The sequence below is a fragment of the Bradyrhizobium sp. genome (assembly GCF_019244115.1).
Taxonomy (GTDB): Bacteria; Pseudomonadota; Alphaproteobacteria; order Rhizobiales; family Xanthobacteraceae; genus Bradyrhizobium.
Window position 1 is genome coordinate 1 of the sequence record NZ_JAFATE010000727.1, and the last position, 10,908, is coordinate 10,908.

Sequence of the window (10,908 nt, forward strand, 5' to 3'; positions counted from 1 at the left end):
TGACCAGGTCATTGTCGCGGCGCTGGAGCGCGAACGGAAATTGTTGTCCTGTCTCGATCAGGAGGAGCAGGAGGTCCTGATCGACCTGCTGCGCCGCCTGCACGAGAATCTCGGCGCGGTCACAGCCCAATCCTGATCGAATGCGCCAATGGGCGCAGCCCGTCATGGCTCCTCCTCTCTGCACGCCAGGCGATTGCTCGCTTCCGCCCTTGTTGCCCGACCGTCGCACGACTTAGTTGCTTTGGCAACAAAAACTGCGGCAGCCCGGCCTCGTGACACCGGCTGCTCCGGGCGGGAGACCGGCCCGTCATGCTCAAAAATTAGGCGAAATCGCCTTGGTCAGGCCGGGCATGAAATCCTCCGCCGATCCGAATTCGGCCGGAAGCGATTGATCCTCAATGCAGATATTGACGCGCGGGCTGCTGGACGCGTTTGTACACAATGGCACACCGCTTGCTTCGATCGGTTTCAGTTTTTGCCCGCGCGAGGACAAGAAAGCGGCACCATGCCAGATCGCAACGAGACCTTCCATCGGAGCTTTGCGTGACCGAAACCGTTGCCGCGATTGTCGCGGCGCATCGCGACGGCAGCCAAACGCCGGCGCAAACCGTCGCGCGCAGTTTTCAGCGCATCCGTGACCACAATGATCCCGCCATCTTCATCAGCCTGCGCGACGAGAAGGAGGCACTGGCCGAGGCCGCGGCACTCAGCACAAAGGGCGCAGGTGAGCTGCCGCTGTTCGGCGTTCCCGTCGCGGTAAAGGACAATATCGACGTCGCGGGGTTTGCCACCACCGCCGCCTGCCCGGCCTTCGCCTACACTCCAGCGCGCGATGCGACCTCTGTGGCGCGGCTGCGCGCAGCCGGCGCCATCGTCATCGGCAAGACCAATCTCGACCAGTTCGCGACCGGCCTGGTCGGCGTGCGTTCGCCCTATGGCATTCCGATCAACCCCGTCCGCAACGACATCATCCCAGGCGGATCGAGCTCGGGCTCGGCGGTCGCGGTCTCCGCCGGCCTGGTGCCGCTCGCGCTCGGCACCGACACCGCGGGCTCCGGCCGCGTGCCCGCGCTGCTCAACAACATCGTCGGCCTGAAGCCGAGCCTGGGCATGATCTCGACCGCGGGTGTGGTGCCGGCCTGCCGCACGCTCGACTGCGTCTCGGTGTTCGCGCTGACTACGGATGATGCCGCCGCGGCGCTTGCGGCGATCGCCGGCCCAGATGCCAATGACCCATTCTCGCGCGACCGGCCGCTGACCGCGCTCACGGCGTTTCCGGCTCGCCTGCGGCTCGGCGTGCCGCGCAACGGGCAGTTGATCTTCTTCGGCGACAAGCATTCCGAGGCGGCCTATGACGCCGCGCTGCAGCGCTGGACAGGGCTCGGCGCCGAACTGGTCACGTTCGATCTCGAGCCCTTCTACGAGGCGGCGCGGCTGCTCTACGAAGGCCCGTGGGTGGCGGAGCGTTATTTGGTCATTCGCGACCTGCTGGCGTCGGCGCCGGATGCGATTCATCCGGTGACGCGGGAGATCACGGCTGCCGGCAACCGGCTCACCGCGGCCGAGACCTTTGCAGCGCTCTACCGGCTGCAGGCCCTGCGCAAGGTCGCCGCGCGCACCTTTGCCAACATCGATGCGCTGGTGCTGCCGACCGCGCCGACGGTCTACACGACGGCGCAGGTGCTCGCCAATCCGATCGAACTCAACAGCCGCCTCGGCACCTACACCAACTTCGTCAACCTGCTCGATCTCTGCGCGCTGGCCCTGCCCGCCGCGATGCGGCGCGACGGCATTCCGTTCGGCATCACGCTGCTCGCGCCGGCAGGACACGATGCACTGCTCGCCTCGATCGGCCGCGCCTTCCATGCCGACACGGGCCTTGGCCTTGGCGCCAAGAGCCTGCCACAGCCAAGCCTTACCCCCCTGCCGGCGGGCGGAAGCGATGAGATCGCGATTGCGGTGGTCGGCGCACATCTGTCGGGCATGGCGCTGAACGGCGAGCTTGATCGCCTTGGCGCACGGCTGCTCGAGGCGACGACCACGGCGCCGGACTACCTGCTCTACGCGCTGCCGACGACGCCGGCGCGGCCGGGCATGCTGCGTGTGGAAGCCGGCAAGGGCACGGCGCTCGCGCTCGAAGTGTGGTCGCTCTCGGCCACAGGTTTCGGAAAATTCGTTGCCGCAATCCCGCCGCCACTCTCGATCGGCACGGTCCGGCTCGCCGATGGCCGCACCGTGAAAGGCTTTCTGGTCGAATCCGCCGCGATCAGTGGCGCGCGCGACATTTCATCCTTCGGCGGCTGGCGCGCCTACATGGCCGAAGCCGCGGCGGTGTAGATCTCGTACTCGCCGCGGACCAGCTCGATATGGGCGCGCATCGCGTTGGCGGCGCCCGCCTTGTCACCGCGCAGGATGGCGACCACGACGCGATCGTGCTCGGCGTGGGATTTGGCAAGCCGGCCGAGATTGCGGAACTGGGCGCGCCGGAACGGCTGCACCCGCACCCGCGTCGCCAGGGTCGTTTCGGCGATATAGTCGTTGTGCGCGCCGGCGTAGATTGCATTGTGAAAGCGCTCGTTGACCTCGTGAAAACGCTCCGGGTTGCCGGCGTAGCTCAAGACCCGCAACTCCTCATGCACGGCTTCCAGCCGGTAGCGTTCGGTCGGCGACATGCGCTCGGCGGCGAGGCCGGCACACAGCGCTTCCAGCTCCGCCATCGCTTCGAACATGCCGCTCAGCCGCTTGACCGAGGGCCGCGCCACCACCGCGCCGCGATGCGCCTGTGCATCGACCAGCCCGCTCGCGACCAGCTGCCGTAGCGCCTCGCGTACCGGCGTGCGCGACACCGAAAAGCGCCGTGCGATATCGGTCTCGTCGAGCGCCGCGCCCGGCGGCAGCGCGCCGCGCACGATCTCATCCGCGAGTTGCAGGCGGAGCTCTTCCGCACGGGTGATTTTTGCCGGCGACGACTGGGCGCGATCGACACGGCGAACCGACGTCTCGGCTTCACCAGAGGCCCGCTGCCGTGACGGGGCGCGATCATCGTCAAGGCTCATGACGTTTGATCCCGCGCTTCATCGATGATGCTGACATGAGCGGCGACGATGCGCCAGCCTTCGGCAAAACGAATCCAGGTCTGCATCTGCCGGCCGACCTTGCCGGGCGCCGTGTCGCGATAGAACAGTGTCGCGGCAACCGCCGTGTCGCGACCGTAGGTCGTGATGACGGTCCGCGCCGTCCGGCGCATCAGCCCAACCGGCGAGCGCGCGGCGCGAAACGCCGTGACCTCGTCATAGCCGTAGAGGTTTTCGCCGATGCCATAGCGCAGGGTTCTGGCATCGCGATGAAACAGTTCGTTGAGCACCGCCACGTCATTGGAGACCAGGGCCTGTTCGTAGCGCGCGAACTGCGCCGTGATCTCCGCCAGCACGTCCGGCAGATCGATCTCCATCCTAAAACCCCCTCGGCGCCGGCGAAGCTACCACGCCCATCTGCTCCAGCGCGTAGGCGACGCGCAGCGCGACGTCCTCGCGCCACGGCGCGGTGATGATCTGGACGCCGATCGGCATCGGCTGGAGCGGCACAGGCACGGCGACCACCGGCAGCCCAATGAACGAGATCGGCTGGGTGTGGATGCCGATATTGGCGCGCACCGGCAATTCCACGCCATCGAGCACGAACGTGGTCTGACCGAGTTTTGGCGCAACGCAGGGCGTCGCCGGCGCGATCAATACGTCGATGGTCTCAAAAATTTTCAGCATCTCTCCACGATACCAGCGGCGGAATTTTTGTGCGCGATCGACCAGCGGCGCCGGGACCATCGCACCCGCGATCAGCCGGTCCCGCACCGCCGGATCAAAGTTGTCAGGCTGCTTGCGCAGCCGATCGAGATGCAGCGAGGCGCCCTCGGTCGTGGTGATGACATAGGCCGCCGCGCGGGCGCGGGCGGCTTCCGGAATCTCGACCGTGCGCGTCACGTCGAGGGCGCGTGCGACGTGCGACACCGCCTCGACCGCTTCCGGAAACAAATGGGTTTGGAAATAGCCTCCCGCGAGCGCGATGCGTAAGTCCCCGATCTCCTGCGCGATCAGCGGCGTGACCGGCTGGGCCGCGCGCGTCGTGCAGGCAGCATCATCGCCATCGGGCCCCTGCATGGCGTCATAAGCGAGCGCGAGGTCGGCGACGCTCCGTGCAAACGGGCCGAGATGATCGAGGCTGAAGACAAAGGGGAACGAGCGCGCGCGCGACAGCCGGCCAAAGGTCGGCTTGAGGCCGAAAATGCCGCAGAACGACGACGGCACGCGTATTGAGCCGTTCGTATCCGAACCGAGCGCGATCGGCACCAGGCCGCCACCGACCGCGCTGCCCGAGCCGCCGGACGAGCCGCCGCTCATCCGCGTGACGTCGTGCGGATTGCGCGAGGGCCCGTCATGCACATTCTCGCCGGTGAAGTCATAGGCGTATTCGCCCATGTTGAGCGCGCCGACCAGCACGGCGCCGGCCGCCTCCAGGCGCTCGATCAGCGTCGCGTCGCGCGGCGCAGGGCTGCGCGCGCGGTTGATCTTCGAGCCCGCGCGCGTGGCAAGCCCCTCGACGTCGAACAGGTTTTTCACCGCAAAGGGAACGCCGGCCAGCGGACCTGCGCTCCGCCCGGCGGCGATCGCCGTGTCGACGGTGCGCGCCCTTGCACGGGCGCGCTCGGCCGTAACGTCGGTGAACGAATTGAGGATCGTGTCGTGCCGCGCAATGCGCGCCAGCGCCGCCTCGACGACGTCACCCGCCGAGACCTTGCGCGCCGCGACCGCCTGCGCGATCTCCTGCGCCGACCATCCCTTGCCCACAGCCTGCGTCACGGGTTCAGGCGCCAAAGACACTTGCGGGCTCGGTTTCATCGGGCAGCGGAAACTCGTCAACCATGCGGGCGAGTTTCAGCGACACATCGAGATTGGCACGTACTGCCGGTCGCCAGGCGTCCTCGATCCTGAGTCCCAATGCCCTGGCGGCGGCATCGATGTAATCGTCCAGCGGTTCAGCCATCACATCCGACCTCGCGTTCAATGCACCGGCAACGGCGGATGCGGGATCGCCGTCAAGAGCTCCTTCGTATAGGCGTCCCGTGGATCTCCCAGCACGCGCTCGGCCGGCCCCTGCTCCACGATTCGCCCTGTTCGCATCACAATGACACGATCGCACAACAGGCGCACCACATTCAAATCATGGGAGACGAACAAATAGCTCATCCCCATCCGGTCTTTCAGGTCCTGCAGCAGATTGAGCACCACCGCCTGCACCGACACGTCGAGGGCAGCGGTCGGCTCGTCCAGGATCACGAGTTTTGGCCCCAATGCGATCGCTCGCGCGATTCCGACGCGGGCTTTCTGGCCGCCCGAAAGTTGATGAGGAAAGCGGTCGAGCAGGTTGACGGGGAGGCCAACGAGGCTCGCGAGTTCCTCGCAGCGGGCGCGAAGCGCGTCGCGCCCCTTGACGTCGCCCATCTGCAGGATCGGATCGGCAATCGCGCGTGCCGCGGTGAAGCGCGGGTTCAGGCAGTCGGTCGGGTCCTGGAACACCATCTGGATGCTTTTGCGCAGAGGTGACCGGGCGAACGCCTTCGCCATGATGCCGCCGATCTCCTCGCCATCGAAGCCAATCCGGCCGGATGTCTGGTCGAGCAGCCGCATCACCATCATCGAGGTGGTCGACTTGCCGCAGCCGGACTCGCCGACCAGCCCGACACTCTCGCGGCGGCCGACGCTGAAGCTGATGCCGTCAACGGCGCGGAAGATGTCCGGTTCGACCGGCGGCTTGCGGCCGAACAGCTTGCCGAGCGTCTTGGTCGCGCCCTGGCGCGGATATTCCTTGACCAGCTTTTCGATGATCAGCAGGGACTGGGCTTCGCGTGCTCCCTGCTCGTCACCCCCGGCCTTGACCGAGGGGTCCACCCCTCCTGACAATGAACCTTTCGAGGATTGGTGAATGGCCGGGTCATTTTTCTGAAGACGCCCTTCGCACTCCTGCCCGGCCATGACATCCGAAGGGGACGCGACGTCCTCCTCCGGCAGCAGATCGCGCAGCGACACGCCGATCCGCGGCGTCGCGCGCATCAGCTTGCGTGTATAGGGGTGCTGCGGCCTGGCAAAGATGTCGGCCGACGCGGCGGCTTCGACCACGCGGCCCTTCTCCATCACGACAACGCGGTCGCAATAAGCCGCGGCCAACCCCAGATCGTGGGTGATCAGGATGGTTGACATGCCGCGCTGCCGGGTCAATTCGACGACGAGATCCATCACCGCTTTCTGCGTGGTGACGTCGAGCCCGGTGGTCGGCTCGTCCGCAATCAGCAGCTGCGGATTGCAGGCGAGTGCCAGGGCGATGACGACGCGCTGGCACATGCCGCCGGAGAGCTCGAACGGATACGCGTGGAAGCGCTCGCTCGGGCGCGCGATCCTGACCTGCTCCAGCGCTTCGATCGCCTTCTCGCCGCCATCGCTAGTCGTCGACTGCGCATGCTGCCGCAGCACGTCCTCGATCTGGTCGCCTACTTTTCGAATTGGGTTGAGCGCGGCGCGCGGATTCTGAAAGATCATCGAGATCTCGCGGCCGCGCAGATCGCGCATCTGCGCCTCGCTCGCGGCTTTGACATCGACGCCGGAGAACATCACCGAGCCATCGGCGATCCTGCCGGCGCGGTCGAGAATTCGCATCACCGCATATGACGTCACCGATTTGCCGGAGCCGGACTCGCCGACGATGCCGAGCGTCTCGCCTTTGGCAACGGAGATGTCGACATGCTGCACCGCTTTCACGATGCCGCGCCTCGTGGAGAACTCAACGGTGAGATCACGAACCTCGAGCAGCGGCTGCGCGGTCATGGTCAGGTCCGCCGTTGCGGATCGACGATGTCGCGCAGACCGTCGCCGAGCAGGTTGAAGCAGAACACCGCGATCATGAGCGCAAGGCCGGGGAACAGCGCGATCCACCATTCGCCCGACACCATGAAGGAGGCGCCCTCCGCGACCATGATGCCCCATTCCGCAGTCGGCGGCCGCACACCAAGCCCGATGAACGAGAGCCCGGCGGCATTGAGGATGGCGTAGCCCATGGTCAACGACATCTGCACGATCATGATCGGCATGATGTTCGGGAGAATGTGAACCAGGAGAATGCGGAGCTCGGAGTTGCCGGACAACCGTGCCGCCTGCACGAAGCCGGCGTCACGCCGGACATTGGCCTCGGCGCGCGCGACCCGGGCATAGAGCGGAAAATTCACGATCGCGGTGGCGATGATGATGTTCTGCACGGTATTGCCGAGCGCGGCGACGATGCCCATCGCCAGGACGAACAGCGGAAAGGCCATGATGGTGTCGGCGATGCGGCCGACGATGCGGTCGGTCCAGCCGCCGAAGTAACCCGCGGCGATGCCGGCAAGCCCGCCCATCAGGAAAACCAAAACGACCGAGGCTATGGCAATGAACGTGTCGAGCCGGGTCGCGACCACGACGCGGCTAAAAATGTCGCGGCCGAGCTGGTCGGTGCCGAACCAATGCGCCGCCGACGGCGGTTTCAGCGCCGATGCGGTGTCGGAGGCGAGCGGATCGTACGGCACCACATAGGGGCCCAGCAACGCCGCGGCGACGATGAGGATCAGGAGCGCGAACGCGAAGGCGGTAACGCGGTTCTCGCCGAGCACGTATCGGACATGTTCGAAAGCAGCGGCAAGTCGCGTGCTGGGCGCGGGGGCTACGGACTCTGCGGCGGGAGCGATGCTGCTCATCCTTCCAACCTCACCCTTGGATCGATCACGCCGTAGAGAATGTCGATGAGGAGATTGAGCAGCACGTACATGACCGCCATGATCAGCACAAAGCCCTGCACCGGGGCAAAGTCCGAGGCGATCAGCGCTTCGACCGCATAGGAGCCGATGCCGGGCCACGCGAACACCTTTTCAACCAGCACGTTGGCGCCCAGCAGGAACGAGAACACCATGGACAGGGTCGTGATGACCGGCAGCATCGCATTGCGGAAAGCGTAGGTGACGATCACCGTGGCGGGCGAGAGCCCGGACGCACGCGCGGTGCGCACGAAATCCGAAGCCAGCACCGACAGCATCGAGGCGCGCGTCATGCGCGCGATCGGCGCCAGCGAGAAGATTGCAAGCGTCGCCGCGGGCAGGATGAGCTGGGTGAGCGCGGAACGAAACGCCTCGAGGTCGCGCGCGACGAGCGTGTCGATCAGGTAGAAGCCCGTGATGGTCGGCGGCGCACTATAGAACACGTCGAGCCGGCCGAGCGGCGCCGGCGACCATCCGAGCTGAAAATAGAACACATAGACCAGCACCAGACCGGTGAAGAACACCGGCAGGGACACACCGGCCGTCGTCGTCACCCGGCAGAGGTGATCGATCCACGAGCCCGGCCGCGTGGCCGCCAGAACGCCGAGTGGCAGCGCGATCGCGATCGAGATCAAGAGGCCCGACAGCGTGAGTTCGGCGGAAGCCGGCAGGCGGTTGCGGATCTCAGTCGCAACCGGCTGGCCCGTGGTCAACGAGCTGCCGAAATCGCCATGGGCGAGATCGACGGTGTAGCGAAAGAACTGCTCGATCAGCGGCCGGTCGAAGCCGAGGTTCTTGCGGATCTGCTCGATGGCCTCCTTGGTCGCCGCGGGCCCGGCAAAATAGGCCGCGGGATCGCCCGGCAGCGCGCGCGTCAGCAGGAACGTGACGATGACGACGCCGATCAGGCTTGGGATCGCGAACATCAGCCGCTTGCCGATCAGCGTCAGCATGCGCGGCCCCTGTGCTGAGTGCGCGCGGCGGCCGGATCGAGCACGACGGCAGCACTCACGTTGAACCTGTCAGCAGACCGCCTCACGCCTTCACCAGCGCGCGGTAGTCGAGCCTGCGGTGAAACCAGTATTGGTAGCCGGACACGTTCTTCTGCATCGCGACGTTGACGAAGGGCTGGTACAGCGGAATGCGCGGGATGTCGGCAAATGCCAGATCGACGAAGCCTTTGACGTCCGTCTCGTAGGCGGCCTTGTCGCCGCTGGCCGCAGCGGCGCGCGCGCCGTCGATGAGCCTGTCCATGTCAGGCGATTTGTAGCTCATCGTGTTGAAGATCGAATTGTTGCCGTGATAGCACCAGTAGAAGAAATATTCGGGGTAATCGAGCCAGCCCGAGAACACGTTGGTGCAGAGCGGCATTTCCTTTTTGGTCAGCTCGGTGCGCCAATTGGCGCCGGGCACCTTGTTGATCGTGCACCTGATGCCGATCTGGCCGAGACTCTCCTGCACCAGGACGCAGAGCGGCTCATTGACCTGCGCGAAATTGAGATCGAATGACAGAGTCGTGTCGAAGCCGCTCGCATGACCTGCTTCGGCCATCAGCGCCTTCGCCTTTTCGATGTCGGTGGAATATTGATGCGGCTGCGGCCAGGCGACTTCCGAGGCCCTGTCAGCGGGCGCGCCGAACATCGGATTGGCGAGCCCAAACAGCACCGCATCCATGATCTTCTGATAGGGCAGCGCGTAGGCGACCGCCTGACGCACTTTCAGATTGTCGAACGGCGGCTTGGTCACGTTCATGCCGATATACTGGATGCCGTTGGAGAACGGCAGCGACACGATGTTGAGCCTGCCGGCAGCCTTCATCTCCTGAAAGTCCTTGTTCGGCAGCTCGTAGGAGATGTCGGCATCGCCGCGTTCGAGCAGCGCGCGGCGGTTGCCGGCTTGCGGCACCATGCGCCAGATCACGCGCCTGATCCTTGGCAGGGGACCTCCGACCCAATCCTCGTTGCGCTCCATGACCACTTCGGTGCCGGCCGTCCACTTGGTCACCTTGTAGGCGCCGGACCCCGCGGTCTGCTGCTTGGTGTATTCGAGGCCCCAGGGGTCCTTTTCGGATGCGTTCTTTTTCACGAGCTCCGAATTGACCACGCAGGGCACAATGACGGCGAGATCGGGGATCGTCAGCCGATCCTTCTTCATGAATTCGATGCGCACGGTGGCGTCGTCGACGATCACGAACTGCTCGGGCTTGGTCAGCGAGCCCGCGCTCATTTGGAAGGTCGGAAAGCCGCCGACCGATACCGCGCGATCGAGCGACCATTTCACGTCCTTGGCGCTGACCGGCGCGCCGTCGTGAAATTTCGCGTTCTTCTTCAATTTGAAGGTCACGGACATGTCGCCGACATTTATGTCCTCGGCGAGTTCGCCCTTGAACTTGTCGCGGTCATAATAGGGCACGCCGCCAGGTCCGCTCTTCATCTCGTGGCTGATCAGCCGGTCGTAGCAATTCCACGACACCTCGTAGCCCGGCACGTTGGTGCCGACGCCGTGAATGTCGAGATTGTTGGGACCGCCTTCCGAGATGATCAGCAGCGTCTCCGAGCGGGCATCGGCCTTGGCCGGAGAGATGATCGCGGGCGCAGGCAGAAGGGTGCCCGCCGCCACACTGGAGACGGATTTCAGAAAATCGCGACGCTTCATAAGCGGGCTCCATCGCGGCCGGAATGCGGTCTTGGAGCTGGCTTCGCAAGGTTCATGCCAAGCGTTAACGAAACCTAATTGATAACCTAAGTCAATGATCAGGCTTACGAAATTCGTTTACGCCGCGTCCCGCGGCGCCAAGCCGATTGCATACAAGGGGGGGCGCGTTTGCCTACTCGTAATGCAAATTGGTCAAGTGCTCGCGTCTTGCGCACCGCTGCCCGCGGTGCTCAGATCGGCCAGATCAACTCCTGCAACTGAAGGAGATCGTCTGCCTTCTGCTGCCACCCCTCGATGCAGACATGCGCCTTGAGGTCGCTCGCCCGGTGCAGAAGCATCAGGGCCATCAGCCGCCGCTTCACCGCGAAATTGACCTGCCCGGGCGCATAGCCAAATCCTTCGAACAAGCTCTTCACGCGGCC

Annotated in this window: 10 protein-coding genes and 2 pseudogenes; 2 read left to right on the forward strand and 10 right to left on the reverse strand. The window is 65.1% G+C overall.

What is annotated here, in order from left to right:
- A pseudogene (locus JOZ76_RS31270) lies at positions 1 to 136 on the forward strand (MarR family transcriptional regulator); the annotation flags it as partial.
- Between the two features lie 177 nt (positions 137 to 313).
- Here the strand turns inward: JOZ76_RS31270 and JOZ76_RS31275 are convergent.
- Positions 314 to 532 (reverse strand): hypothetical protein, encoded by a 219-nt coding sequence (locus JOZ76_RS31275; protein ID WP_291705254.1) that lies wholly within the window; start codon positions 530 to 532, stop codon positions 314 to 316.
- Positions 533 to 543: 11 nt separating this feature from the next.
- Between JOZ76_RS31275 and atzF the strand changes: the two genes are divergently transcribed.
- Positions 544 to 2,337 (forward strand): allophanate hydrolase, encoded by a 1,794-nt coding sequence (gene atzF, locus JOZ76_RS31280; protein ID WP_291705255.1) that lies wholly within the window; start codon positions 544 to 546, stop codon positions 2,335 to 2,337.
- On the opposite strand, the gene JOZ76_RS31285 is transcribed toward atzF, so the two are convergent.
- The 9 genes and pseudogenes from JOZ76_RS31285 to JOZ76_RS31325 form a co-directional block, all read right to left on the reverse strand.
- Entirely contained in the window at positions 2,310 to 3,056 is a 747-nt protein-coding gene (locus JOZ76_RS31285; protein WP_291705256.1) for a GntR family transcriptional regulator, read from the reverse strand. The genes atzF and JOZ76_RS31285 overlap by 28 nt on opposite strands.
- Complete coding sequence (hpxZ, locus tag JOZ76_RS31290; protein ID WP_291705257.1) at positions 3,053 to 3,451, reverse strand: oxalurate catabolism protein HpxZ; 399 nt, start codon at positions 3,449 to 3,451, stop codon at positions 3,053 to 3,055. Before hpxZ ends, JOZ76_RS31285 begins: the two co-directional genes overlap by 4 nt.
- A 1-nt stretch (position 3,452) precedes the next feature.
- Positions 3,453 to 4,853 carry an AtzE family amidohydrolase gene (locus JOZ76_RS31295; protein ID WP_291705258.1) on the reverse strand — a complete coding sequence of 467 codons (1,401 nt, stop codon included), beginning with the start codon at positions 4,851 to 4,853 and terminating at the stop codon, positions 3,453 to 3,455.
- Positions 4,854 to 4,857: 4 nt separating this feature from the next.
- On the reverse strand, positions 4,858 to 5,037 hold the full coding sequence (locus tag JOZ76_RS31300; RefSeq protein WP_291705259.1) for a DUF4089 domain-containing protein: 180 nt from the start codon (positions 5,035 to 5,037) through the stop codon (positions 4,858 to 4,860).
- Positions 5,038 to 5,054: 17 nt separating this feature from the next.
- Complete coding sequence (locus JOZ76_RS31305; protein WP_291705260.1) at positions 5,055 to 6,872, reverse strand: dipeptide ABC transporter ATP-binding protein; 1,818 nt, start codon at positions 6,870 to 6,872, stop codon at positions 5,055 to 5,057.
- A gap of 2 nt (positions 6,873 to 6,874) precedes the next feature.
- Positions 6,875 to 7,774 carry an ABC transporter permease gene (locus JOZ76_RS31310; protein ID WP_291705261.1) on the reverse strand — a complete coding sequence of 300 codons (900 nt, stop codon included), beginning with the start codon at positions 7,772 to 7,774 and terminating at the stop codon, positions 6,875 to 6,877.
- Positions 7,771 to 8,784, reverse strand: coding sequence for an ABC transporter permease (locus JOZ76_RS31315; RefSeq protein ID WP_291705262.1), 1,014 nt, complete (start codon positions 8,782 to 8,784; stop codon positions 7,771 to 7,773). Before JOZ76_RS31315 ends, JOZ76_RS31310 begins: the two co-directional genes overlap by 4 nt.
- An 82-nt stretch (positions 8,785 to 8,866) precedes the next feature.
- Positions 8,867 to 10,486, reverse strand: coding sequence for an ABC transporter substrate-binding protein (locus JOZ76_RS31320; protein WP_291705263.1), 1,620 nt, complete (start codon positions 10,484 to 10,486; stop codon positions 8,867 to 8,869).
- 230 nt (positions 10,487 to 10,716) lie between these two features.
- Positions 10,717 to 10,908: pseudogene (locus tag JOZ76_RS31325) on the reverse strand (phosphotransferase); the annotation flags it as partial.